This is a genomic window from Nonomuraea sp. NPDC005501 (assembly GCF_040605905.1).
Lineage (GTDB): Bacteria > Actinomycetota > Actinomycetes > Streptosporangiales > Streptosporangiaceae > Nonomuraea.
Window position 1 is genome coordinate 22,123 of the sequence record NZ_JBEXDT010000077.1, and the last position, 24,657, is coordinate 46,779.

Sequence of the window (24,657 nt, forward strand, 5' to 3'; positions counted from 1 at the left end):
TAAAGGCGGCGGTCCGGCAGCGCCCGCTCAGGTGCGGTGCACCAGGTCGGCGCGCTCGCGGGTGCCGTCCTCGGCGAACCACTTCTCCTCCGCGTCGAACCAGGCGTGCCAGCGCGGCTCCAGCTCGGCGCCGTCGCGTTCGAGCACCCGCCGCAGCCGCACGTCGCGCGGCGCCTCGACCCACACGGTGAACGCGATCAGCGGGGCGGCGGAGCGGCGGGCCGTGCCGACGCCCTCGACGACCAGCACGGGCGCCACGGGCACGGTGACGGTCTCGGCGTACGCGCCGCGCGTCCAGTCGTAGCGGCGGTACGCGCCGGGACGGCCGGCGGCGAGCGGGCGCAGCACGCCCTCCTCCAGCGCGGCGAACCACGGGCCCGGTCCTTCCTCCCACGGCACGGGGAAGTGGTCGCTGTGGACGACCTGGCAGCCGAGGGCGGCGGCGAGCCGCCGGGCGTACGTGGTCTTGCCCGACCCGGCCGGGCCGTCGACGGCGACGAGCCGGACCGGCCCGCACGACGGGTCGAGCCTCCCGATGCGGCGGGTCAGAGATTGCACGCACCCAGAGTAGGTGAGGCAGGGGGAATGGGAGGAGAATGGTCCTTTCACCCCCGGAACTCGTGCTGGAGGATGAACTTGCTCGGACCTCTCGACGACATCGTGGTGCTGGATCTGTCCAGGGCGCTGGCGGGGCCGCACGCCGCTCAGATGCTGGGGGACCTGGGCGCGAAGGTGATCAAGGTGGAGCATCCGGAGGGCGGGGACGAGTCGCGGGGCTGGGGGCCGCCGTTCGTCGGCCCTGATCACGATATTTCGACGTATTTCCTGGCGGCGAATCGGAACAAGGAGTCCATCACCGTCGACCTGAAGTCGGCGGAGGGCAAGGAGCTGATCGAGCGGCTCGTCCGGCAGTGCGACGTCATGGTGGAGAACTTCCGCACCGGCGTGCTCGACCGGCTCGGCTTCCCGGTGCAGCGCCTGCACGAGCTCAACCCGCGCCTGGTCGTCCTGTCGATCACCGGTTTCGGCCACGACGGGCCGGAGGGCGGCCGGCCGGGCTACGACCAGATCGCCCAGGGCGAGGCGGGCCTGATGTCGCTGACCGGCCCCTCGCCGGACGAGCCGTACCGGGTGGGCGCGTCGATCGCCGACCTGCTCGCCGGCATCCACGGCGCGTACGGCGTGGTGGCGGCGCTGTACGAGCGCGAGCGGACCGGCAGAGGGCGGGTGGTGCGCACGTCGCTGCTGGCGGCGGTGGCCGGGGTGCACTCCTACCACGGCACGGCGTGGACGGTCGGCGGAAAGGTCCCGGCGGCGGCCGGCAACCACCACGTCTCGATCGCCCCGTACGGCTCGTTCCGCTGCGCGGACGGCGTGCTGCAGATCGCGGCGGCCAACGACGGCCAGTGGCGCAAGGTGGCCGCGCTGCTGGGCATCGATCCCGGCGAGCCGCGCTACGCCTCCAACCGGGAGCGGTGGGCGCACCGCGAGGAGCTGATCGCGGACATGGAGCGGGCGCTGGCCGCCCACGACCGGGGGCACTGGCTGGCGCGGCTGGCCGAGGTGGGGGTGCCGGCGGGCGCGATCCGCTCGCTGGACGAGGTCTACACCTGGGATCAGACCCGGTCGCAGGGCCTGCTGGTGGAGGTGGAGCATCCGGTGCTGGGCCGGATCGAGCTGCCCGGCCCGCCGCTGCGCTTCGAGGGGCTGGAGGCGGTGCGGCACAGGCCGCCGCCGGCCCTGGGCGGTGACGGGGACGCGGTGCTCGCCTGGCTGGAGGAGCGCGAGAGTTGAGCGCCGGTCGGTGGCACCGGCCGGCGCGTTCGTGCGTCAGCATGTGTGTCACCCGAATCAGCGTCACCCGAAGCAGCGTCACCCGAAGCAGCGTCACCCGAATCAGCGTCGACAACATGTGCGTCAACATTGCAGCGGTGCTCGACACGAAGGAGCCATAGTGCTCGACACGCACGAAGGAGCCATAGCGCTCGACACGAAGGAGCCCTGGTGAGCCGTCCGGACGCGCGCACGCTGATCGAAACGGTCCTCGACAAGGGGTCGTGGACGTCGTGGGACGCGCCGCCCGCCGATCCGGCCGCGCCGGGCTCCTCCTACGCCGAGGAGCTGGCCGTCGCGCGGGCCAAGTCGGGCTACGACGAGTCGGTGATCACCGGTGAGGGGCTGCTGGACGGGCGGCGGGTGGCGGTGGTGGCGAGCGAGTTCTCGTTCATGGCGGGGTCGATCGGCGTGGCGGCGGCCGAGCGGATCACCTCGGCGGTGGAGCGGGCGGAGCGGGAGCGGCTGCCGCTGCTGGCGGCGCCGGCCTCGGGCGGGACCAGGATGCAGGAGGGCGCGGTCGCGTTCGTGCAGATGGTGAAGATCACTGCGGCGGTGCAGGCGCACCGGGCGGCGGGGCTGCCGCACGTGGTGTATCTGCGTCATCCGACGACGGGCGGGGTGTTCGCCTCGTGGGGGTCGCTGGGTCATGTGACGGCGGCGGAGCCGGGGGCGCTGATCGGGTTCCTGGGGCCGAGGGTGTTCGAGGCGCTGCACGGCTATCCGTTCCCGGAGGGGGTGCAGCTCGCGGAGAACCTGTTCCGGCACGGCCTGGTGGACGCGGTGGTGCCGGCGGAGGACGCGCGGGAGCTGGCCGCGCGGGCGCTGTCGGTGCTGTGCGCGGACACGGCGGGGCTGTCGCCGGGCGAGCCGCCGGAGGAGGACCTGCGGCCGGTCGAGGCGTGGGAGGCGATCAGCCGGTCGCGGCGTGACGACCGTCCGGGGGTGCGGTCGTTGCTGAAGCTGGCCGCCGCGGACGTGACTCCGCTGAACGGCACCGGCGCGGGCGAGAACGACCCGGGGCTGCTGCTGGCGCTGGCGAGGTTCGGCGAGGCGCCGGCGGTGGTGCTGGGGCAGGACCGGCGCAGCCAGCGGTCCAGCGCGCCGCTGGGTCCGGCGGGGCTGCGGATCGCGCGGCGCGGCATGCGGCTGGCGTCGGAGCTGGGGCTGCCGCTGGTGACGGTGATCGACACGGCGGGGGCGGCGCTGTCGAAGGCGGCCGAGGAGGGCGGGCTGGCGGGGGAGATCGCCCGCTGCCTGGCCGACATGGTGACCCTGGACGCGCCGACGGTCTGCCTGCTGCTGGGCGAGGGCGCGGGGGGCGCGGCGCTGGCGTTGCTGCCGGCGGACCGGGTGTTGTGCGCGCAGCACGCGTGGTTGTCGCCGCTGCCGCCGGAGGGCGCCTCGGCGATCCTCTACCGGTCGGTGGACTTCGCCCCGGAGATCGCCCAGGCGCAGGGGGTGCGGGCCACGGACCTGCGCCGCTCGGGGATCGTGGACCGGGTGATCCCGGAGCGGCCGGACGCCGCGTACGAGCATCGGGCGTTCTGCGAGCGGGTGGGGCGGGCGCTGGAGCACGAGATCGCGGGGCTGCTCGGGCAGCCCACGGGGGACAGGCTGGCGGGCCGCCTGTCCCGTTATCGTCACCTGGGCGCCTGAGCGGCGCCGTGTCCGGTCGCTAGGGGACCGGGATGCGCTCGACGCGGATGGAGACGACCTCCTCACGGGGCACGACGACCTCGTAGGCGCCGTGGTCGACCATCCAGTAGCCGAGCGCCTCGGCCTTCATGCCGCTGTGGCCGAGGTAGGCGATGTGCAGGCCGTCGTCGTCCTCGTCGAGGACGACGCACGGCTCGCCGCCGAAGGCGCCGACGGTGCGGATGAGGACGAGCCATTCCAGCTCGTCGCGGCCGACCTCGCGCCGCCAGTAGCCGGAGGCCGCCTCGAACCCGTCGAGCTCCTCCTCGCTGAACAGGACGACCTGGTCGCTGTCGGGGCCGAGCGCGGCGGGCAGGGTGTGCTCGCCGAAGCGGGCGATGAACCCCGAGGCCACGGGGGTGAGCTCGTCGTTCATGCGGCCGGCCGCCAGGTCAGCCCGTCGTAGGCGGCGAAGGGGCGCTCGTCATCGTCGGTGAGGTGGACGATCTCGGCGCCGGCCGGGATCGGCATGGGGACGGTGTGGAACTGGGGCACCACGTGGTGCGTCGAGGTGGTGAAGCCGTTGCCGGCGAACGGTGCCACGTCGCTCCAGTCGCCGCCCATGTGCGGGCCGTAGGGGACGACGTAGCTGTCGACGTCGCGGGCGTACCACCGCATCACATACAACTCGGGCACCTCGGCGGTGAGCTCGGACCCGTCGAAGGACAGGTCGAGCCCGAAGTAGAGGTCGCGGGGCGTGGTCAGCCGCGCGCAGTCCTGCACGCGGTAGACGTACCCGGAGATCACCGTGCGCTTGCCCGAGAGGTAGGGGACGAGCAGACGCGGTGGGACCACCTTCTGCATGTGCGTTCTGCTCACGTGCTCATTTTACGATCTGTTGACCCCGAGAATGCGATGTTCGAGGCAGGGGAGTGTCGCGCGGGCCGCGGCGGTGGTCTCGGCGTCGACCGTGACGAGCTGGACGCCGGGGGCCGTGCCCAGGTCGGCGCGGGCGACGCCGAGGGGGTCGACGAGCATGCTGCGTCCGACGCCGAACCCGTCGGACGACTCGGCCGGGTTGGGGGCCTGGCCGACGGCGGCCGTCCACATGGTGTTCTCCAGGGCGCGGGCGCGGACCAGCGTGACCCAGTGGTCCTCCTTGAGCGGCCCCGACCCCCAGGCGGCGATGACCGCGAACAGGTCGGCGCCACGGTCGACCAGTGCCCGGGTCAGCTCGGGGAAGCGCAGGTCGTAGCAGGTGACGAGGCCGACGCGCAGCCCGGCGAGCTCGACGACGGCCGGCTCGGAGCCGGGGGCGACCAGCTCCGACTCCCTGGCGCCGAACGAGTCGAACAGGTGGATCTTGCGGTAGGCGGCCCTGAGCTCGCCGCCGGCGTCGAGCGCCACGGCGGTGTTGTGGACGCGCCCGTCGCCGCCGCCCGGCTCGAACACCCCGGCGATCACGGCGGTGCCGTGCTCGCGCGCCGCTTCGGCCAGGCCGGTGACGAACGGCCCGTCGAGCGGCTCGGCGAGCTCGGTGATGCGCCTGCCGTAGCGGGTGAGCGTCGCCTCGGGGAAGATCGCCAGGTCCGCGCCCTCGGCGCGGGCCAGCGCCTCGCGGACCCTCTTGAGGTTGGCCTGCGGGTCAGGGGAGACCGGGATCTGGCACAGGGCGATGGTGGTCACGGCCCGACTCTAGCCGGTTGGGCACCCGGCGGAACCAGGTCAGGCAGCGCCAGATCCACTCCATCGGGCCGTACCGGTGGCGGGCCAGCCACCAGCGGCCGAACAGGGCCTGGGCGGTGACGGTGAGGGCGGCGACGGCCACGACCGACCAGCGGGTGGGGTCGGCGGCCACGAGGGGGGCGGTGAGGACGACGACGGCGGTGCCGGTGAGGTAGTTGGTGAGCGCCATCCGGCCGAGCGGTTCGAGGACGGCCGACAGCGGATCGCCCCAGCGGGTGCGCAGGAGGAGCAGGAACCCGGTGGAGAAGGTGACGGCGCCGGCGAGCGTGGCGAGCGTGTAGACGATCCAGACGCGGGGGTCACGGGGGCCGTTGGCCCAGTCGCCGCTGGTCATCCAGGCTCCGGAGAGCAGGGCGGAGGCGAGGGCGCTGACCGCGAGGACGGGCGGGAGCAGCCACGCGGGCGGGCGGAGCTGCATGAGGGCCATGCCGAGCAGGAACAGGCCCGGGATGATCATGGTCCCGCCGCCGGTGAGGACTCCCCAGGTGATCACGCCGGTCGAGAGCAGCAGGATCGGCGCCCCGCCGGACAGGAAGGAGGCGGGCAGCAGCAGGACGAGGCCGTAGAAGGCGTAGTCGGTCAGCACCTCGCCCTCGTAGAAGGCGTGCTGGGCGATGCCGAAGCAGAACAGCCAGAACAGGCGCGGCAGCAGCCTCAACCGGCCGGCCCGCTGGAGGAACAGCACGAAGCTGATGCCGAACAGCAGCGAGAAGATCGGGTAGAAGTGGCTCTGGAACAGGATCTCGATCGTGGTGTCGAGGCCGGTGCGCGGCTTGTGGGGCGTGTGCTGCCAGGTGTTGACGAGCATGATCCCGGCCACCGCGAAGCCGCGGAGGGCGTCGAGCGCGCGGATGCGGGTCACGGCAGCCAGGACGAATCCCTCCATGTCACACGAACCAGGCAAACCACCATACGAGGAATCCTGCCCCTACGAGGGCCGCTCCAGCCTGCCCGAGGGTCCGGCGCACGACGAGGCTCGCGAGGGTGAGCGCGACCGCGACGGCCGCCAGCCAGCCGTACGCCTCGACGGCGGCCGGCAGGCCGACGGCCAGGGCGGTCTCGTTCCGGCTGACCAGCCCGTACGCCGACTGCGCGAGCAGGCCGGCGGACGCGACCCCGGCCAGGCCGGCGAAGGCGGTGAGCGCCCGGCCGCGCAGCGCGCCCGCGACGAGCTGGGCGAGCGCGACGAGGGCGAACAGCGCGAGCGGGGCCGCGAGCCAGGGCGCCTTCGAGATCGCGTAGGGGGCGCCGGTCACGCGCAGGTCGGCGGCGGCCAGCCGGGGCGGCACGCCGGTCTCGGGGCGGGCGCAGCCGGTCCCGGCCGAGGCGGGGTCGGCGACGAAGGCGGCCATGCGCTCGCGGGCGCACGTGCTGGTCAGGAAGACCGCGTGCCCGACGCCGTCGAACTCGGCGTACCGGGCGTGCGGCAGCGCCCGCGCGGCGGGCTCGCTCGTTCGGGGCGGGGTGGTGGGGTCGAACCGGCCGGCGACGACGAGGACCGGGGCCTGCGTGGTGGCGGCGGACGGCTTGGCGGCGGGCAGCTTCCAGGCGTCGCAGACGGCCTTGTCGACGTCCACCGTGAACAGGCGGGACGGGGCGGCGAAGCCGTTGGAGGGGATCTCGTCCTGGCACTGCACCGCCTCGTACAGGCCGAGCTCGTGGGAGGTGAGGCCGTCGCCGACCGCGTCGGTGAGGGGACGCAGCGGCTCGTCGTGCCCGTTCGCCAGGGCGGTGACCAGCGGGGCGGCGACGGCGATCACGCCGGTCTCGTGCAGCGCCTCGGCCATCAGGGTCGCCACGTCGCCGCCGTCCAGGCGGGCCCGCACCTCGGCGCCGCGCAGCGGGTCCACGGTGGTGACCCGCGCGGGCGTCGCGTCGAGCCGCCTGACCGCCGCGTCGAAGCGGTCCTTCAGGCCGAGGTGGGCCAGGGTGTCGTCGAGGTTGCGCCGGACGTCGTCGTACCACGGCACGCTCTGCGGCAGGAACGAGTCGAGCAGCACGGACCGCACGGCCCCGGGGTCGGCCGCGGCGGCGTCCACCATGACCCGGGTGGAGTAGCTGACGCCGAACAGGTTCCAGGAGGGGTAGCCGAGGGCGCCGCGCAGGGCGACGACGTCGGCGGCGATCTCCTTGGTGGTGTAGCCGCGCAGGTCCACGCCCTGCTGTTCGAGCCGGGTGCGGCACTGCGCGGCCGCCTCGGCGGGAGGTAAGGGGGAGGCGGGCCGGGTGAGGCGGTCAAGCATGGCCTGCGCCAGCTCGGGGCAGCCGAGCCGGGGCCAGGAGTACCTGCCGCCGCGCTGCTCGATCGTCACCACGTCGCGGTCGGGGAACATCTGGCTGAGGAAGCCGGTGAGCTGCAGCGACGAGGAGCCGGGGCCGCCGCTCATGTAGACGACCGGGTCGGGCCTGCGGGCGGGGGCGGTGGAGCGGTGGACGGCGTACCCGACCTTGATGGTGCGGCCGGGCGCGTCGCGGCGCTCGGGGACCACGAGGAACCCGCACGTGGTCCCCGGCGGCACGGCGACGGGGCACTGTCCGGCCTCGATCCCGGCCTGGACCCGGGCCTCCGGGGTGGCCTCCGGGGTGGTCTGTGGGGTGGGCGCCGGGGGAGTCGGCGGGGTGAGCGTCAGGGCGAGGGAGAGCAGGACCCGGGTGATCACGGAGTCGAGACTAGAGCAGCGGCAGCCGGTCGCGGGGGCGCGGACACTAAGGTGGTGCCGTGAGGGAACCACTCGTTTCGCGGATGCGCGCGTTCGGCACCACGATCTTCGCCGAGATGAGCGCGCTGGCCCTGCGTACGGGCTCGATCAACCTGGGGCAGGGATTCCCCGACACCGACGGGCCCGCCTCGATGCTGGAGGAGGCGGTGCGGGCCGTCAGGTCCGGCGCGAACCAGTACCCTCCCGGTCCCGGCGTGCCCGAGCTGCGGCAGGCCGTCTCGGAGCACCGGGCCGCCCACTACGGCCTCGGCTACGCCGCCGACGGCGAGGTGCTCGTGACGGTCGGCGCGACCGAGGCCATCGCGGCGGCCGTCCTGGCGCTGTGCGAGCCGGGCGACGAGGTCATCGCGTTCGAGCCGTACTACGACTCCTACGCCGCCTCGATCGCGCTGGCCCAGGCACGGCTGACCGCGGTGACGCTGCGCCCGGTCGAGGGGCGGTTCACCTTCGACCCGGCCGAGCTGCGCGCCGCCGTCACCCCGCGCACCCGCGTGATCCTGGTCAACTCCCCGCACAACCCGACGGGCACCGTGTTCACGCGCGAGGAGCTGACGGTCATCGCGGAGCTCTGCCAGGAGCGGGGGCTGATCGCGATCACCGACGAGGTGTACGAGCACCTGACGTTCGACGGGGTGGAGCACGTGCCGCTGGCGACACTGCCCGGCATGCGCGAGCGCACGGTGATGATCTCCTCCGCGGGCAAGTCGTTCTCGGTCACCGGCTGGAAGACCGGCTGGGTGTGCGCCCCGGTGGAGCTGGTGCGGGCGGTGACGACGGTCAAGCAGTTCCTGACGTTCACCGCGAGCGCGCCGTGGCAGCTCGCGGTCGCCCACGGCCTGCGTCACGAGCTGGCGTGGGTGGCGGAGCTGCGGGCCGGGCTCCAGCACAAGCGCGACCGGCTGATGGAGGGGCTGGCGGCGGCGGGGTTCGAGGTGCTGCGGCCCGCGGGCACGTACTTCGTGCAGACCGACATCCGGCCGCTGGGCTTCACCGACGGGCTGGAGCTGACGCGCCGGCTGCCGGAGCTGGCCGGCGTGGTCGCCATCCCGACGCAGGTCTTCTACGACCATCCGGAGCGGGGCGGCCACTTCGTCCGGTTCGCCTTCTGCAAGAAGGACGAGGTCATCGACGAGGCGGTCACCCGCCTCAAGCGGCTGTCATCCGGCTAGTTCTCCGTGTCGGTCGTCGTGTCGGTCGTCGTGCCGGTCGTCGTGCCGGGGCCCTCGACCGGGGCGAGGGCGGCGCCGGCCGTCTCGGGGTCGGCGCCGGTGGCCAGCATCAGGTCCACCACGATCGACCGGAGCTGCGCCACGATGACGTCGGCGGAGAAGCCGAGCCGCTCGGGCCGCTGCCGCCCGGCGGTCGCGGTGAGCGCCTGCCGGGTCAGGACGGGGTCGCGGCCCGCCGCCAGCTCCAGTTGCAGCAGCAGTGCCGCCTCCGACACCTCGCGCATGGAGGCGGCCAGCGAGACGGGCGGCGGGGTGGGCTCGCCCAGCGACGCCAGGGTGCGTCGGGCCAGCACCCGGGCGTTGCGCAGCGCGTGGTCGATCGGGACGGATGCCTTCTGGTAGCGGGCGAGCCGGGTGCGGCGGTGCCAGTGCAGAGGGGAGACGAGGGCGACCTCCTTGCTGGTGACCAGCGCCTGCTGGAAGTCCTCGACGGTCGACTGGGTGCCGCGCCCCACGGCCAGCGCCTCGGCGGCCAGGTCGGCGTCGCCCCGCTCGATGGCGTCGGCCGCCCGTTCCAGGACCGTGGACAGCGCGTCGAGCACCGCGGAGGCGTGCCGGGCCGCGAGCGTGAACGGGCTGATCGGCAGCAGCGCCACCGCGGCGATGGCGATGACGCCTCCGGTCAGGGCGTCGAGCATCCGGTCGAGTCCGCCTCCGCCGGCTCCCGGCACGAGCGTGGCGACGAGCACCGCCGACGAGCCGGACTGGGCCACGAACAGCGGCGCGCCGTTCAGAAGCGTCGCCGTTCCCATGGCCAGGGCGACGACGAGGGCGAGCTGCCACGCGCCGGAGCCGATCCAGGCGACCAGCAGGTCGCCGACGCCGACGCCGAGGCTGACGCCGACCACCAGCTCGATGACGCGGCGCAGCCGCTGGCCGAGGCCGACACCGAGACAGATGAGCACGGAGATGGGCGCGAAGAACGGCCGCGGATGGCCGAGCAGGTGGATGGCCGCCGTCCAGGCCAGCCCGGCGCCGACGGCCGACTGGACGATCGCCGGCCCCATGTGCCCGAACGCCGCCACCCGTTGCCGCATGTGATCGCCGAGCCTCGTTGCCACCCCTCCACCCTGGCGGATCTTTATGACATTACGGTCACGCCACGCACCGTAGAAGATACCCACCCGTAATCCATCTTCCCCGGCATTCAGTCCGTCAGGGGACGTACACGTGGCCGGTGCGCCCTATCGTCGTGTGCGTGGAACCAAGGAGCCGGGAGGGCACCCGCAGGCGCATTCTCGACGCGGCCTGCCGCCTGTTCGCCGAGCACGGGTACGACGAGGTCACCATGCGCATGCTGGGCGCCGCGGCGAACGCCAACATCGCTCTCATCAACCGGTATTTCGGCTCCAAGAGAGAGCTGTTCGCCGAGGTCCTGGCGCAGCAGGGGCGCTTCCCCGGTGTGCTGGACGAGGGAGAGGACCTGGCCGTGCGGCTGGCCGAGTACGTGGCCGACCGGCTCGCCGCCGAGGGCGACAGCCCCGTCCTGGCCACGCTGGAGCGCTCGGCGTCCAGCCCGCAGATCCGCGAGCTGGCCCACGACCGGGTCCGCACGGCGATCCTGGAGCCGCTGAGGACCAGGCTGGGGGGCGACGAGGCCGAACTGCGCGCCTCGCTCGCCACGGTGATCGTCCTGGGGAGCGGGCGGTTCCGCCACCTGTTCGGGCCGATCACGCCCGGGGCGCGCGAGGAGGTGGTCAGCCGGCTGACCCAGGTGTTCCGTGCCTGCCTGAGCTGACGCGGCCCATCTCCAGGTACGCCGTCACCCGCCCGGCTCGGCCAGGAAGTCGTCCACCGCGCGCAGGAACTCCCGCCGCGCCGAGACGTGCACGAGGTGACCCGCCTCGATCGTGACCAGGCGGGCGCCCGGGATCAGCTCGGCCACCAGCTCCGACCGGAACGGGCTCGCCGTCCCGCCCGAGAGCACCAGGGCCGGCGCCGCGATCCCCCGCAGCCCGTCGCGCCAGGCCGGGTCCGGGGTGACGAGCTGCCGCTCCGTCTCGTGCATCATCCGCCAGTCGAACCCCGTCGAGTCGTCCTCCTCGACCGGCGCGCGGCCCTGCAGCGGGTACGGCTGCGGCGGGTCCTCCAGCACCAGCCGCCCCACCAGGCCGGGATGGCGGATGGTCAGCAGGCACGCGACGACCCCGCCCAGCGAATGGCCCACGACCACGGCGCTGCCGATCCCCAGGTGCCGGATCAGGGCCGCGACGTCGTCGGCCATGTCGGGGACGGCGTAGGAGCCGGGGTGCTCGCTGGCTCCGTGGCCGCGCAGGTCGGGCGCGATGACGTGATGGCGGGCGGCGAAGTGCTGGGTGATGCCGTTCCAGTCGTTGTGGTCGGCGGTGCGCCCGTGCAGGAGCACGAGCGCGGGGGACGTGGGATCACCCTCCTCGCGGAAGGACAGCTTGACTCCGTTGACGGCCGCTTCACGCATCACAGCCGCGACCCTACCGCCCGTCCCGCCCTCCACCCGGCTGTCCCGAGATGTGCAGACATTGGCAGATATTGGCGGATGTTGCCCATGAAGGGAGGGTGGGGCAGTGAGTAGCGTCGCCAGGGACGGACCGGCGGGTTTGGCCTGATGTTTGCGCGGGCCGGAGACGCGCCCGCCGGGCGGCCGGGTATCTCGCCCCGGGGAAGCGACCGGGGCAGGGGCGGAGAAGGGGCGACCGATGCCGGATCCGACAGAAGTGCGCAAGGTGCCGATCGAGAGCGTGACCGACGCCTCCGGCCTGGAACGGCTCATCGACGCCGGCGTCATCGAGGCGCACCGGGTGCTGGCCGTCGTCGGCAAGACCGAGGGCAACGGCGGCGTGAACGACTACACCCGCATCCTCGCCGACCGCGCCTTCCGTGACGTGCTGGCGGCCAAGGGCCACCCGGCCCCCGAGACCGTACCCCTGGTGTGGTCCGGAGGCACCGACGGCGTCCTCAGCCCGCACGCCACGATCTTCGCCACCCTCGACCCGGCCGCGGCCGTCCCGTCGGACGAGCCGCGCGTGTCCGTCGGCGTCGCGATGAGCGACGTGATCCTGCCGGAGGACATCGGCCGCCCCGCCATGGTGGAGAAGGTCGCGGCGGGCGTCCGGGAGGCCATGAAGATCGCCGGCATCGACGACCCGCGCGACGTGCACTACGTCCAGACCAAGACCCCGCTGCTCACCCTCGCCACCATCACGGAGGCGAGGAGCCGCGGCCAGGACACGGCCATCGAGGAGACCGGCCCGTCCATGGACCTGTCGAACTCCACCACCGCCCTCGGCATCGCCGTCGCCCTCGGCGAGATCGAGCCGCCCCGGGCCGACCAGATCCACAAGGACCTGTCCCTGTACTCGTCGGTCGCCTCCTGCTCCTCGGGGGTGGAGCTGGACCGCGCCCAGATCGTGCTGGTCGGCAACGTACGGGGGATCGGCGGCCGCTACCGGATCGGCCACAGCGTCATGAAGGACGCCCTGGACGCCGACGGCATCTGGGCGGCGATCCGTGACTCCGGTCTGGCGCTGCCCGACCGCCCGCACCCCTCCGACCTGGGCGACCGCCTGGTGAACGTCTTCATGAAGTGCGAGGCCGACCCCTCGGGCCGGGTACGCGGCAGGCGCAACATCATGCTGGACGACTCCGACGTCCACTGGCACCGGCAGATCAAGGCGGCGGTGGGCGGGGTGGCGGCCTCGGTGACGGGCGACCCGGCGGTGTTCGTCTCGGTCGCCGCCGTCCATCAGGGCCCCTCGGGCGGCGGCCCGGTCGCGGCCATCACCCGCCACTGACGACGAATCCTCCCGGCCTGGTCAGCCTGCGATCACGGCCTGGGGCTTCTTGAGCGGCTGGGTTGACATCTGAAATGGCCATTCCATATCTTTAAGTGGAACGCGTATTTCAGTATCACGAGCTGGGAGAGGCTCCATGCATGCGCTGCTCAGCGCCCCCGACACCCCCACGGGTGTGCGCGCAGGCCAGGCCCCAGAGCCGGTCCCGCAGGCCGGCGACGTGGTGATCGAGGTGGAGTGTTTCACCCTGGTCGCCCGCAACCTCGACCACGCGGCCACGCTGCCGCCGGGAAGCGTCCCGGGATTCGACGCGGTGGGCGTGGTGCGGCGGGCGGCCGACGACGGCACCGGTCCCGCGCCGGGCACCCGGGTGGCCACACTGGCGACCGGGAACGCCTGGGCGCAGCTACGTGCCGTACCCACGCACGAGCTGGCGATCGTGCCGCAGCGGGTCGACCCCGGCCAGGCCGGCGTCCTGCTGGTGCCCGGGGTGAGCGCACTGCGGGCCATCCGGCGGCTGGGCGCCCTGACCGGCCGCCGCCTGCTGGTCACCGGAGCCGCGGGCGCGGTCGGACACTTCGCCGTCCAGCTGGGCCGGCTCGCCGGCGCGCACGTCATCGCCGCGGTACGTGATCACGGCAGCCGGGAGCGGCTGGCGGCCCTGGGCGCCGACGAGGTGGTCACCGGGCTGGACCAGGTGTCCGCGCCTGTGCACGGCGTGATCGACTCGGTCGGCGGGCCGGCGCTGGCACAGGCCTTCGACCTGCTGGCCGAGGACGGCCTCATCCAGCAGGTGGGCGCGAGCTCGAAGCAGCCGACCACGTTCGTCCCGTACCAGATGGTCGGGCGGCGGCGCGCCATCGAGGGATTCTGGGCCGGCGACCGGTTCGGGCCCGACCTGGCCTATCTGCTGGACCTGCTCGCGGACGGGCGGCTCGCCCGGTTGGACGGCGAACGCGCCGAGTGGGGCGACATCGACGCGATCGCCCGGCGGCTGCGGGCGGATGACGCCCCCCGCCGGATGGTGGTGACTCTTCGTCATGATCTCTCCGCCCGGCCCGATGCCGACCGCTGAGCCGCCTGTTTCTCCCGTACCTTCTCCCGCACCGGCCGGTGTTCCCCGCGTGCGTCATCGACGACGACACCTTTGGAGTGGCAGTGAGCAAGAAAGTTCTGATCTCGGGAGCCAGCATCGCCGGGCAGACCCTGGCCTACTGGCTGACCAAGCACGGCTTCCGGACCACGGTGGTCGAGCGGACATCCGGGCTGCGGACCGGCGGCCAAGGCGTGGACGTGCGCGACCAGGCGCTGGAAGTGGTCGAGCGGATGGGCATCCTGCCGCGCATCCGGGTCGCGGTGGCCGATGTGCGCGAGATGCGGTTCGTGGACGCCGCGGGACAGCGCGTGGCCTCCGTGGAGCTCGCGAACGACATCGAAATCATGCGCGGCGACCTGGTGAAGATCCTCTACGACGTGACCAAGGACGACGTCGACTACGTCTTCGGCGACTCGATCAAGAGCCTGGCGCAGGACCCCGACGGGGTGACGGTTGCCTTCCAAGGCGGTGGCACCGGCCGGTTCGACCTGGTCATCGGCGCGGACGGGCTGCACTCCAACGTGCGGCGCCTGGCCTTCGGGCCGGAGTCGCAATTCCTCGACTACAAGGGCTACTACTTCGCCTTTGGCAACGCCGACGCGGCCCTGGGCGCGGACCGTACGATCACGATGTTCAACACTCCGGGGAAGATGGTCGGGATCTACCGCTCGGGCAACCACGCCCAGGCCAAGGCGTACTTCATGTTCCGGCGTCCGGAGCCGATGGACTACGACCATCACGACCTGGATGAGCAGCGCCGGCTGCTGAAGGAGCACTTCGCCGGCGAGACCTCGTGGCGGGCGCCGCAGCTCCTCGACGGCGCGCGGGCCGACCCTGACCTCTACTTCGACGCCCTGAGCCAGGTGCGCATGCCGTCGTGGTCGGCCGGCCGGGTGGCCCTCGTGGGCGACGCCGCCTACTGCGCCTCCCCCGCCTCGGGGGCCGGGGCTGAGCTGGCCCTGACCGGCGCCTACCTGCTCGCCACGGAGCTGGCGGCCGGAGAAGACCACCGGGAGGCCTTCCGCCGCTACGAGGAGAAGCACCGCGAGCTGGTCGACGTCAAGGTACAGATCAGCGACAACCTGGGCATGATGGTGCCGGAGACCCAGGACGACATCCAGGCCAGGAACGCCGCGCTCACAGCGATCCAGTGAGCCGCTCGGGCGCCGGAGCATTGAGGGCGGGCGGGTGTGTTCGGGCGCCGGCCGGGGGCGAGGGTAGTGTCGGGCACTGTGCCGACCATCCCGCGACCTCTCGACCCGGACGACGACGGACGTGCCGCGCCCGCGCTGGCCGCCGCGCTCGCCTCCTACCAGGACGGCACGGCAGGCCCGGCCGACGTGCTGGCCGTGCTCACCGGGGCCCGGCTCCTGGTCCCCGTCGTCGCCCTGCTGACCGAGTCCGAGGTCGGCGAGCACGGGCTGCGGCAGGAGAAGGAGAGCGAGATGGCGCTGCCCAAGCTCGTCGGCAAGGACGGCAGGCAGGCCGTGCTGGCGTTCACGGGCACGGACGCGCTGACGCGGTGGCGGCCCGACGCCCGGCCGGTGCAGGCCAGCACCCCGCAGGTGTGCCAGGCGGCGGCCCACGAGCAGGCGGCGGCCGTGGTCGTGGACGTCGCGGGGCCGGTGCCGTTCGTGATCGAGGGCGAGGTGCTGGAGGCGCTGGCCGCGGTCGCGTCGGGCACGCTCGACCGGCTCGCGGGCGCGACGGTGGCCCGCGTGCGACCGGCCCCTCGCCGCCGCCGCTGGTTCTCCCGCAAACAGACCTGACGTCCCGGCCCGCCGGGCGCCGATGTCGCCGCCCGCACACCTGGCGTCCCGGTCCGCCCGCACTCATGTCGCCGCCCGCTCGCTGACCGGCCCGTCCGCCTGCCGGCTGTCGTGGGGCGTCCGGCGGTTCTCGCGTCCGGCTGTCGTGGGGCGTCCGGCGGTTCTCGCGTCCGGTGCCGGCCGAGTCCGTCAACCTGGCCGCGCGAGACCCGGTCGCCGCACTAGGGTCGGCCTGTGGCGGTCCTGGTGGCACTGGCGGCGTTGGCCGGACTCCTCGCCGGCCGCTACGTCCGCGTCCTGGCCGGAGGCTTCACCGACGCCGATCCCGACGCCGATCCCCGTGCCGCTCCCGACGCCGTTCCCCATGCCGCTCCCGACGCTGATCCCGACGCCGATCCCCATGCCGCTCCTGACGCGGACTCCCGCACGGGCGCCCGTGCCGTCCCCGGCCTGGACGTCCGTGCCGAGGCCCGGGCGGCGTTCGGCCGTGCCCTGCGCACCTGGCCCGTCCCCGCCTGGCCGCCGACCGTGGAGGTCGCCACCGCCGCCGTCACCGCCCTGGTCGCCTGGCGTGCCGGGCTGCCGTACGTCTACCTCGCCGTCGCCGGCACCGCCCTCGCGCTGATCGACTGGCGTACCTCCCGGCTGCCCGACGCGATCACCCTGCCCTCGTACCCGCTGCTGGCCCTCAGCCTGCTGCCCACCGGAGAGGTGCCGCGCGCCCTGCTGGGCGCCGCGGCGCTCGCGGCCGTGTACGGCGTGCTGTGGCTGGTCAGGCCGGCCGCGATGGGGCTCGGCGACGTGAAGCTGGCCGGGCTCATCGGCATGGCCGCCGCCGCGCGGGGCTGGGAGGCGTGGGCCGTGGCCGCCGTCGCCGGGCAGCTCCTCGGCGCCCTGTACGCCCTCGCGCTCCTCCTTACCGGGCGGGCCACCCGCGACACCCAGTTCCCGCTGGGGCCGTTCATGCTCCTCGGCGCCCTGGTGGCCGTCTGCCTCGACGGATGAGCGGACAAACGGCGGATCCAGGGCGGATCGGGTGGGTGCGCGTCTCGGCTGGTGAACGGTGGGCCATCCCACTGGGCGGGACGTGGAAGACTTGGACGCATGTTGCGCTGGTTGACCGCCGGAGAGTCTCACGGGCCGGAGCTCGTTGCCGTCATGGAGGGCCTGCCGGCCGGGGTCGAGGTGACCACGGCCGCCATCGACGAGGCGCTGCGCCGCCGCCGCCTCGGCTATGGGCGCGGCGCCCGGATGAAGTTCGAGCAGGACCAGGTGACGATCGCCGGCGGCGTCCGCCACGGCCGCACCATGGGCAGCCCGATCGCCGTGCGCGTCGGCAACACCGAGTGGCCCAAGTGGGAGAAGGTCATGGCGGCCGACCCCGTCGACCCGGCCGAGCTGGAGGGGCTGGCGCGCAACGCGCCGCGCTCGCGGCCCCGTCCCGGCCACGCCGACCTGGCGGGCATGCAGAAGTACGGCTTCGACGACGCGCGGCAGGTCCTCGACCGGGCCAGTGCCCGCGAGACGGCGGCCCGGGTGGCGCTGGGCGAGGTGGCCAGGCGCTTCCTCAAGCAGGCGCTCGGCGTCGACATCCTCAGCCACGTCACCGAGATCGGCGGCGCCGGGACACCGGCCGAGACCCTGCCCGGCCCGGGCGACCTGGCCCGGATCGACGACGACCCGGTCAGGTGCGCCGACCCCGAGGGCAGCGCCGCCATGGTGGCCGTCATCGACCAGGCCCACAAGGACGGTGACACGCTCGGCGGCGTCGTCGAGGTGCTCGCCTACGGCCTGCCGCCCGGCCTGGGCAGCTACACCCACTGGGACCGCCGCCTCGACTCCCGACTGGCCGCCGCGCTCATGGGCATCCAGGCGATCAAGGGCGTGGCGGTCGGCGACGGGTTCGAGACGGCCCGCCGCCCCGGCTCCCGCGCCCACGACGAGATCGAGTACACGACCGAGGACGGCGTCAGGCGCATCACCAACCGCGCCGGCGGCGTCGAGGGCGGCATGACCAACGGCGAGGTCCTGCGGGTCAGCGCCGCCATGAAGCCGATCTCCACCGTGCCGCGGGCGCTGGCCACGATCGACGTCAAGACCGGCGAGGCCGCCAAGGCCCACCACGAGCGCTCCGACGTGTGCGCGGTCCCGGCCGCGGGCGTCGTGGCCGAGGCGATGGTCGCGCTGGTGCTGGCCGACGCCGCGCTCGAGAAGTTCGGCGGCGACTCCGTCGAGGAAGTCGCCCGTAACCTGTCCGGCTACCTCTCCTCCATGGTGATCAAGTGACCAGAGCCGTGCTGATCGGACCGCCCGGGTCCGGCAAGACCACCCTCGGCCGGCTGCTCGCCGAGCGGCTCGGCGTCGCCTTCCGCGACACCGACGCCGACGTGGAGGCCGTCGCCGGCAAGTCCGTCGCCGACATCTTCGTCGAGGACGGTGAGGACCGTTTCCGCCAGTTGGAGCACGCCGCCGTCCGGCGAGCGCTGGCCGAGCACGACGGCGTGCTGTCGCTCGGCGGCGGCGCCGTGCTCAACGAGGAGACGCAGGCGCTGCTCGCCGGCCACCCCGTCGTCTACCTCCAGGTGGGGCTGGCCGACGCGGTGCAGCGGGTCGGCCTGGCCTCGGCCCGGCCGCTGCTCGTGCTCAACCCGCGCAGCCGGCTCAAGAAGCTCATGGAGGAGCGGCGGCCCGTCTACGAGCGGCTCGCCGTCCTGACCGTCGTCACCGACCAGCGCGCCCCTGAGGAGCTGGCCGACGAGATCCTGAAGGGGCTCGCCTCATGACCGCGACGAGGATCACCGTGCGCGGCGACAGCCCGTACGACGTGGTGGTCGGCACCGGCGTGCTGAGCGAGCTGCCGGGGCTGCTCAAGCCGGGCGTGCGCACGGTCGCGGTGGTCCACCCGGCCGGGCTGCCGGAGATCGCCCGTCCGGTGTGCGCGTCGCTGTCGGACGCCGGGTTCGACGTGGTGGCGCTGCCCGTGCCCGACGGCGAGCAGGCCAAGACCGTCGAGGTGGCGGCGCAGCTGTGGTCGGCGTTCGGCCGCTACGGCGTCACCCGCTCCGACGCCGTGGTGGGCGTCGGGGGCGGGGCCACGACCGACCTGGCCGGGTTCGTGGCGGCCACGTGGCTGCGCGGCCTCCAGGTGGTGCTGGTCCCGACGACGCTGCTCGCGATGGTCGACGCCGCCGTCGGCGGCAAGAACGGCATCGACACGCCCGAGGGCAAGAACCTCGTCGGGACGTTCCTGCCGCCCTCGGGCGTGCTGTGCGACCTGGCGACGCTGGGCAGCATGCCGCGGGCCGACTACGTGGCGGGGCTCGCGGAGATCATCAAGGGCGGGTTCATCGCCGACCCGGTCATCCTCGACCTCATCGAGCAGGACCCCGCCGACGCCACCCGCCCCGAGGGCCGCCACACGCGCGAGCTGATCGAGCGCAAGATCCAGGTCAAGGCCGACGTCGTGGGCGCCGACCTGCGCGAGGCCGGGCTGCGCGAGATCCTCAACTACGGCCACACGCTCGGCCACGCCATCGAGCGGGCCGAGCAGTACCACATGCGCCACGGCGAGGCCGTGGCGATCGGCATGGTGTACGCGGCCGAGCTGTCCCGGCTCGACGGCCGGGTCGGCGCCGACCTGGTCGAGCGCACCCGTTCCGTGCTCACCGCCGTCGGCCTGCCCACGGCCTACCGCGCCGACGCCTGGCCGCGCCTGCGCGACCACATGCGGCTGGACAAGAAGAACCGCGGCGCCAAGCAGCGCTTCGTGGTTCTCGACGGGCTGGCCAAGCCGGGCCGCCTGGAGGACCCGTCCGAGGAGCTGCTCGAAGCCGCCTACCAGGAGATCTCCCACTGAGACCGTCATGAGACACTACGGCTCCTTCGTCGCGCTCGGCGACAGCTTCACCGAAGGCCTCAACGACCCGGGCCACGACGGCCACTACCGCGGCTGGGCCGACCGGGTCGCCGAGCGCCTGGCCGCCGACGACCCGTCGTTCCGTTACGCCAACCTCGCGGTCCGCGGCAAGCTGCTCGGGCAGATCGTCGAGCAGCAGGTGCCCCTGGCCGTGCAGATGGCGCCCGACCTGGTCAGCCTGTGCGCGGGGGGCAATGACCTGCTGCGGCCGGGCAGCGACCCGGACGTCATGGCCAAGACCCTGGCCGGGGCCGTGCGCGACCTGCGGGCGAGCGGGGCCGACGTGCTGCTGTTCACCGGCGTCGACCCGCGCGACACGCCGCTGATGCGCCGCCTGCGCGGCCGCTTCGCCATCTTCTACCTGCACATCCGCTCGATCGCCGACCTGTACGGCTGCAAGCTGGTCGACCAGTGGTCGATGCAGGGTCTGCGCGACTGGCGCGCCTGGAGCGACGACCGGCTGCACATGAACGAGGACGGCCACAGGCTGGTCGCGGCCCGGGTGCTGGACGTGCTGGGGGTGCCGTTCGACGACTGGCGCAGGACGTGGCCGGAGCGGACGACGGACCCCCGGGCCAGGCGGCGCGAGGACGCGCAGTGGATCCGCGAGCACCTGGTGCCCTGGGTGAGCCGGCGACTGCGCGGCACCTCCTCGGGCGACGGCCTCGACCCCAAGCGCCCGGACCTCGCGCCCTGGGAGCACTGACACCTGCCGCGGTACGCAGGTCGGACCGGCTCACGCACTCGCGAGCTTGCCCTGGGCCTCCGCCGAGAGGTCCTGCCAGTCGGCCCAGGTCTTGAGCCGGTCGGCGTAGGCCTGCTGGAGCATCGGGTAGAAGCCCAGGCCGAAGAGCACCCGCAGGGGCGGGGTGTCGGAGTCGACGATCTTGAGGAGGGCCTGGGCCGCGGCGGCCGGGTCGCCGGCGGGCTGGTTTCCCACCATGCCCGCGAGGCGCCGGCGGAGGCCGTCGTAGACCGGGTTGGTCTCGGCCAGGTGACCGTTGTTGAGGGGATCGGGGTTCTTGCCGGACCTGGTGGCGAAGCCGCCGGGCTCGATGATGGTCACCTTGATGCCGAAGTCGGCGACCTCGTGCGCGAGGGCCTCATTCAGGCCTTCCAGGGCCCACTTGGAGGCGTGGTACGCGCCGCCGAGCGGCATGGCGATGAGCCCGGCCGCGGAGGACAGCTGGACGATGTGCCCCGAGCGCTGCTCGCGCAGGTAGGGCAGCGCGGCCTGAACGACCCACACCGCGCCGAACACGTTGGTCTCCAGCTGGTCGCGCAGCTGCTGCTCGGTCAGCTCCTCGATCGCGCCGACCTGGGCGTAGCCGGCGTTGTTCACGATGACGTCGAGACGGCCGAAGTGCTCCTTGGCCCGCTTGACGCCCTCGAAGACGGCGGCCTTGTCGGTCACGTCCATCTGGAGCGGGAGCACCGCGTCGCCGTAGGTGGCGACCAGCTCGTCGAAGCTGTCGGTGTTCCGGGCGGTCGCGGCCACCTTGTCGCCGCGTGACAGCGCGGCCTCGACGAAGTCACGGCCGAGGCCGCGGGACGAACCGGTGACGAGCCAGACCTTGCTCATGATGTCTTTCCGTTCCTTCTGCGGTGCCGCGCGGGTCGTCCACGCGGCGTCCTGACAACCATGAGGCGCCGGCGACCCGGACTTTGTGACAGGGCGGTCATGTGACATACACCACCGATCGCGGATGTCACACCGCGGTGGGGGCCGGCGTCTTATGCGTGGAGCACAGATGAGAGCAACGTTGAGAGCATGTTGAGAGCAAGAGGCGGGAGCCGGCCATGAACGAGCGCAGCGGGCCGACGACGGGCGCGGCCGGGCCGCTCGCCGGTGGCGGCCGGACGGACACCGCCACCGAGGCGTTCGTCGCGCACCGCAACCTGCTCTTCACCGTGGCCTACGAGATGCTCGGATCGGTGGCCGACGCCGAGGACGTCCTCCAGGAAACCTGGCTGCGGTGGATGAAGGTCGACGTGGAGCAGGTGCACGACGAGCGCGCCTACCTGGTGCGGATCACGACCCGGCGGTCGCTCGACCGGCTGCGCACCATGAAGCGCCGCAAGGAGGCGTACGTCGGCCCCTGGCTGCCCGAGCCGCTGCTCACGGCGCCGGACGTGGCCGAGGACGTCGAGCTCGCCGAGAGCGTGTCGATGGCGCTCATGCTCGTCCTCGAGACGCTGTCGCCCACCGAGCGCGTCGTCTTCGTGCTGCGCGAGGCCTTCGACGTCGGCTACGACGAGATCGCGGACGCCGTCGGCAAGAGCCCCGCGGCCGTCCGGCAGATCGCGCACCGCGCCCGCCGGCACGTCGAGGCCCGCCGCCCCCGCGAGGTGGTCTCCCCGGACCAGGCCCGGGCGGCTCTGGAGTCGTTCCAGCGCGCGCTGGAGACCAGGGACCTGCAGGGCCTCCTTGACGTGCTCGCCTCCGAGGTCGTCCTGGTGAGCGACGGCGGCGGCGTCAAGCAGGCCGCGGCGCGGCCGATCGTCGGGGCCGGCAAGGTGGCCCGCTTCATCGTCGGCGCCGTCGGCAAGGCCGAAGTCGCGCTCACCGCCGACCACACGGTGGTCAACGGCAACCCGGCACTCCTCCTCCGCGCGGACGGCGAGATCGACGGCGTCATAGCGATCCGGGTCGAGAGCGGCCGCATCACCGGCCTCTACTACGTCCGCAACCCGGAGAAGCTCACCCGCATCGAATCCGAGATCCCCCTCACCCTGCGATGAACACCGGCGACGAGCCGGCCCCCGGCCTCGAAGCGACCCGGGCTCGTCGATGGCGCAACGAACTCAGCCAGATCCATCACTGGGAGGTCATTCATGACGAAGAGCGTGGCCGGCGACCTCGCCGGCCTGGAGCTGCCGGTCGAGCGTGGCTGCCCGTTCGCCCCGCCCGCCGAGTACGAACGGCTCCGCGAGCGGGCGCCGATCAGCAAGGTCCGCCTGGTGAACGGCGGCGAGGCATGGTGGGTGGCAGGGTATGAGGAAGGCCGTGCCATCCTCGCCGACCGCCGCTTCTCCTCCGACCGGCGCAAGGACGGCTTCCCGATCTTCAACGTCGACGCGGCGACCCTGCAGCAGATCCGCAGCCGGCCGCCGTTGATGATCGGCATGGACGGCGCGGAACACTCCGCGGCCCGGCGTCCGGTGATCGGCGAGTTCACCGTGAAGCGGCTGGCCGCGCTGCGCCCGCGCATCCAGGGCATCGTCGACCGGTTCGTCGATGACATGCTCGCCACCGACCGGCGCCCGGTCGACCTGGTGCAGGCGCTGTCCCTGCCGGTGCCCTCGCTGGTGATCTGCGAGCTGCTCGGCGTGCCCTACACCGATCACGACTACTTCCAGAGCCGCACCACCGTGGCGGTACGCCGGACCTCGTCGCCGCAGGACCGCCAGCGGGCCTTCGCCGAACTTCGCGCCTACATCGACGACCTGATCAGCCGCAAGGAGTCCGAACCCGGCGATGACCTGTTCAGCCGGCAGATCGCCCGGCAACGCCAGGAGGGCGCCCTCGACCACGAGGGCCTGGTGAGCCTGGCCTTCCTGCTGCTGACCGCCGGACACGAGACCACGGCGAACATGATCTCGCTCGGCGTGATCGGGCTGCTCACCCACCCGGAGCAACTGGCTCTGATCACGGCCGACCCGGGCAGGACGCCCATGGCCGTGGAGGAGCTGCTGCGCTACTTCACCATCACCGACACGGTCGTCTCCCGGGTGGCCACCGAGGACGCGCAGATCGGCGGGGTCAGCATCGCCGCCGGCGAGGGCGTCATCGTCTCCAGCCTGTCGGCCGACTGGGACCCGGCGGCGTTCGAGAATCCGGCCGAACTGGATGTCGAGCGCGGGGCCCGCCACCACCTCGCCTTCGGCTTCGGCCCGCACCAGTGCCTCGGCCAGAACCTGGCCCGGATGGAGCTGCAGATCGTCTTCGACACGCTGTTCCGCCGCATCCCCACCCTGCGGCTCGCCGCGCCGGTCGAGGACCTGGCGTTCAAGGAGGACGCCGTCATCTACGGCGCCTACGAACTCCCGGTCACCTGGTGAGGAGGACCTGAACGCCGGACGTCCGGTGGAGCGGATCAGGCATGGGGGCCCGGTCGGGACCGGCCGGCCGGGCGGGTCAGGAAGGGCGGGTCAGGACGGGTCCGTGGACAGGCGTTGGAGGGCGGCGCGGGGGACGGCCGGGTCGGTGGTGCGCCAGAACGGCGGCAGGGAGCCCAGCAGGAAGCCGCTGTAGCGGGCCGTGGCCAGCCGGGGGTCGAGCACCGCGATGACGCCCCTGTCGTTCTGCGAGCGCAGCAGCCGGCCCGTGCCCTGGGCCAGCAGCAGTGCGGCGTGGGTGGCGGCGACCGTCATGAACCCGTTGCCGCCCTTGGCCGCCACGTGCCGCTGCCGGGCCGAGGTCAGCGGGTCGTCCGGGCGCGGGAACGGCACCCGGTCGATGACCACCAGCCGCAGCGACGGCCCCGGCACGTCCACGCCCTGCCACAGTGACAGCGTGCCGAACAGGCAGGTCGGCTCGTCCTCGGCGAACTGCTTGACCAGCAGCATCGTCGAGTCGTCCCCCTGGCACAGCAGCGGGACGTCCAGCCGGTCACGCAGCGCCTCGGTGGCGGCCTTGGCGGCCCGCATGGAGGAGAACAGGCCCAGCGTCCGCCCGCCGGCCGCCTCGATGAGCTCGGCGATCTCGTCGACGTACGCCTCGGGCAGGCCGTCGCGGCCCGGCTGGGGGAGGTGCTTGGCGACGTACAGGATGCCCGAGCGCTGATGGTCGAACGGCGACCCGACGTCGATGCCCCGCCACTCGGCGGCCTTGGCGGCCCGCTTGTCGGCCGCCCCAGAGCCGCCCCCCGAGCCCGCCCCGGAGTCGCCCGCGGCTCCCGCCCCGGCGTCCGCGCCCGCGACCCCCCCGCCCGTGTCCG

The 24,657-nt window shown here is 73.2% G+C and carries 25 protein-coding genes; 15 read left to right on the top strand and 10 right to left on the bottom strand.

What is annotated here, in order from left to right:
- Positions 1-27: 27 nt before the first annotated feature.
- Positions 28-558, bottom strand: a complete 531-nt coding sequence (locus ABZS51_RS30810) for an AAA family ATPase (protein ID WP_355448236.1) — start codon at positions 556-558, stop codon at positions 28-30.
- A gap of 72 nt (positions 559-630) precedes the next feature.
- On the opposite strand from ABZS51_RS30810, the gene ABZS51_RS30815 reads away from it, so the two are divergent.
- Complete coding sequence (locus tag ABZS51_RS30815) at positions 631-1,794, top strand: CoA transferase (RefSeq protein WP_355448239.1); 1,164 nt, start codon at positions 631-633, stop codon at positions 1,792-1,794.
- 210 nt (positions 1,795-2,004) lie between these two features.
- Positions 2,005-3,492 carry a carboxyl transferase domain-containing protein gene (locus ABZS51_RS30820; protein ID WP_355448242.1) on the top strand — a complete coding sequence of 496 codons (1,488 nt, stop codon included), beginning with the start codon at positions 2,005-2,007 and terminating at the stop codon, positions 3,490-3,492.
- A 19-nt stretch (positions 3,493-3,511) separates the two neighbouring features.
- Here ABZS51_RS30820 and ABZS51_RS30825 read toward each other — a convergent pair whose 3' ends face one another.
- From ABZS51_RS30825 to ABZS51_RS30845, 5 genes are read right to left on the bottom strand one after another with little or no spacing between them, the layout of a single operon-like run.
- The gene (locus ABZS51_RS30825) at positions 3,512-3,907 is read right to left on the bottom strand and encodes a hypothetical protein (protein WP_310712622.1); all 396 of its coding nucleotides are present in this window, start codon (positions 3,905-3,907) and stop codon (positions 3,512-3,514) included.
- A complete protein-coding gene (locus ABZS51_RS30830) occupies positions 3,904-4,350 on the bottom strand; it encodes a hypothetical protein (RefSeq protein ID WP_355448245.1) in 447 nt (148 codons plus the stop codon). Before ABZS51_RS30830 ends, ABZS51_RS30825 begins: the two co-directional genes overlap by 4 nt.
- A 9-nt stretch (positions 4,351-4,359) precedes the next feature.
- Positions 4,360-5,157 carry a carbon-nitrogen hydrolase family protein gene (locus ABZS51_RS30835; protein WP_355448248.1) on the bottom strand — a complete coding sequence of 266 codons (798 nt, stop codon included), beginning with the start codon at positions 5,155-5,157 and terminating at the stop codon, positions 4,360-4,362.
- Entirely contained in the window at positions 5,117-6,103 is a 987-nt protein-coding gene (locus ABZS51_RS30840; protein ID WP_355448251.1) for a DUF418 domain-containing protein, read from the bottom strand. Before ABZS51_RS30840 ends, ABZS51_RS30835 begins: the two co-directional genes overlap by 41 nt.
- 1 nt (position 6,104) lies before the next feature.
- Positions 6,105-7,877 carry an alpha/beta hydrolase gene (locus tag ABZS51_RS30845; RefSeq protein ID WP_355448254.1) on the bottom strand — a complete coding sequence of 591 codons (1,773 nt, stop codon included), beginning with the start codon at positions 7,875-7,877 and terminating at the stop codon, positions 6,105-6,107.
- 59 nt (positions 7,878-7,936) lie between these two features.
- Between ABZS51_RS30845 and ABZS51_RS30850 the strand changes: the two genes are divergently transcribed.
- Positions 7,937-9,106, top strand: coding sequence for a pyridoxal phosphate-dependent aminotransferase (locus ABZS51_RS30850; protein ID WP_355448257.1), 1,170 nt, complete (start codon positions 7,937-7,939; stop codon positions 9,104-9,106).
- Here the strand turns inward: ABZS51_RS30850 and ABZS51_RS30855 are convergent.
- On the bottom strand, positions 9,103-10,227 hold the full coding sequence (locus ABZS51_RS30855; RefSeq protein ID WP_355448260.1) for an FUSC family protein: 1,125 nt from the start codon (positions 10,225-10,227) through the stop codon (positions 9,103-9,105). The genes ABZS51_RS30850 and ABZS51_RS30855 overlap by 4 nt on opposite strands.
- Positions 10,228-10,364: 137 nt before the next feature.
- Here ABZS51_RS30855 and ABZS51_RS30860 point away from each other — a divergent pair, with 137 nt between their 5' ends.
- Positions 10,365-10,904, top strand: a complete 540-nt coding sequence (locus ABZS51_RS30860) for a TetR family transcriptional regulator (RefSeq protein WP_355448263.1) — start codon at positions 10,365-10,367, stop codon at positions 10,902-10,904.
- A 24-nt stretch (positions 10,905-10,928) separates the two neighbouring features.
- Here ABZS51_RS30860 and ABZS51_RS30865 read toward each other — a convergent pair whose 3' ends face one another.
- The gene (locus tag ABZS51_RS30865) at positions 10,929-11,603 is read right to left on the bottom strand and encodes an alpha/beta hydrolase (protein ID WP_355448300.1); all 675 of its coding nucleotides are present in this window, start codon (positions 11,601-11,603) and stop codon (positions 10,929-10,931) included.
- 238 nt (positions 11,604-11,841) lie between these two features.
- On the opposite strand from ABZS51_RS30865, the gene ABZS51_RS30870 reads away from it, so the two are divergent.
- From ABZS51_RS30870 to ABZS51_RS30910, 9 genes are all read left to right on the top strand, one after another.
- The gene (locus tag ABZS51_RS30870) at positions 11,842-12,936 is read left to right on the top strand and encodes a ring-opening amidohydrolase (protein WP_310712630.1); all 1,095 of its coding nucleotides are present in this window, start codon (positions 11,842-11,844) and stop codon (positions 12,934-12,936) included.
- A 136-nt stretch (positions 12,937-13,072) separates the two neighbouring features.
- The gene (locus tag ABZS51_RS30875; RefSeq protein WP_355448266.1) at positions 13,073-14,011 is read left to right on the top strand and encodes a zinc-binding dehydrogenase; all 939 of its coding nucleotides are present in this window, start codon (positions 13,073-13,075) and stop codon (positions 14,009-14,011) included.
- Between the two features lie 83 nt (positions 14,012-14,094).
- Positions 14,095-15,186: an FAD-dependent monooxygenase gene (locus tag ABZS51_RS30880; RefSeq protein ID WP_355448269.1), complete on the top strand. Its 1,092-nt coding sequence runs from the start codon at positions 14,095-14,097 to the stop codon at positions 15,184-15,186.
- 78 nt (positions 15,187-15,264) lie between these two features.
- Positions 15,265-15,801 (top strand): SseB family protein, encoded by a 537-nt coding sequence (locus tag ABZS51_RS30885; protein WP_355448272.1) that lies wholly within the window; start codon positions 15,265-15,267, stop codon positions 15,799-15,801.
- Positions 15,802-16,035: 234 nt separating this feature from the next.
- Positions 16,036-16,806 carry an A24 family peptidase gene (locus ABZS51_RS30890; protein ID WP_355448274.1) on the top strand — a complete coding sequence of 257 codons (771 nt, stop codon included), beginning with the start codon at positions 16,036-16,038 and terminating at the stop codon, positions 16,804-16,806.
- Between the two features lie 99 nt (positions 16,807-16,905).
- Positions 16,906-18,087 carry a chorismate synthase gene (gene aroC / locus ABZS51_RS30895; protein WP_355448277.1) on the top strand — a complete coding sequence of 394 codons (1,182 nt, stop codon included), beginning with the start codon at positions 16,906-16,908 and terminating at the stop codon, positions 18,085-18,087.
- Complete coding sequence (locus ABZS51_RS30900; protein WP_355448280.1) at positions 18,084-18,584, top strand: shikimate kinase; 501 nt, start codon at positions 18,084-18,086, stop codon at positions 18,582-18,584. The genes aroC and ABZS51_RS30900 overlap by 4 nt, the downstream gene beginning before the upstream one ends.
- Positions 18,581-19,657, top strand: a complete 1,077-nt coding sequence (gene aroB / locus ABZS51_RS30905) for a 3-dehydroquinate synthase (protein ID WP_355448283.1) — start codon at positions 18,581-18,583, stop codon at positions 19,655-19,657. The genes ABZS51_RS30900 and aroB overlap by 4 nt, the downstream gene beginning before the upstream one ends.
- 7 nt (positions 19,658-19,664) lie before the next feature.
- Entirely contained in the window at positions 19,665-20,423 is a 759-nt protein-coding gene (locus ABZS51_RS30910; RefSeq protein ID WP_355448286.1) for an SGNH/GDSL hydrolase family protein, read from the top strand.
- Positions 20,424-20,453: 30 nt separating this feature from the next.
- On the opposite strand, the gene ABZS51_RS30915 is transcribed toward ABZS51_RS30910, so the two are convergent.
- Complete coding sequence (locus ABZS51_RS30915; protein ID WP_355448289.1) at positions 20,454-21,299, bottom strand: SDR family NAD(P)-dependent oxidoreductase; 846 nt, start codon at positions 21,297-21,299, stop codon at positions 20,454-20,456.
- Between the two features lie 218 nt (positions 21,300-21,517).
- Here ABZS51_RS30915 and ABZS51_RS30920 point away from each other — a divergent pair, with 218 nt between their 5' ends.
- Complete coding sequence (locus ABZS51_RS30920; RefSeq protein WP_355448292.1) at positions 21,518-22,459, top strand: RNA polymerase sigma-70 factor; 942 nt, start codon at positions 21,518-21,520, stop codon at positions 22,457-22,459.
- Positions 22,460-22,552: 93 nt separating this feature from the next.
- Complete coding sequence (locus tag ABZS51_RS30925; RefSeq protein ID WP_355448295.1) at positions 22,553-23,779, top strand: cytochrome P450; 1,227 nt, start codon at positions 22,553-22,555, stop codon at positions 23,777-23,779.
- 90 nt (positions 23,780-23,869) lie between these two features.
- Here the strand turns inward: ABZS51_RS30925 and ABZS51_RS30930 are convergent.
- Positions 23,870-24,657: ATP-dependent DNA helicase (locus ABZS51_RS30930; RefSeq protein WP_355448298.1), on the bottom strand; the 788-nt coding region annotated here is incomplete at its 5' end.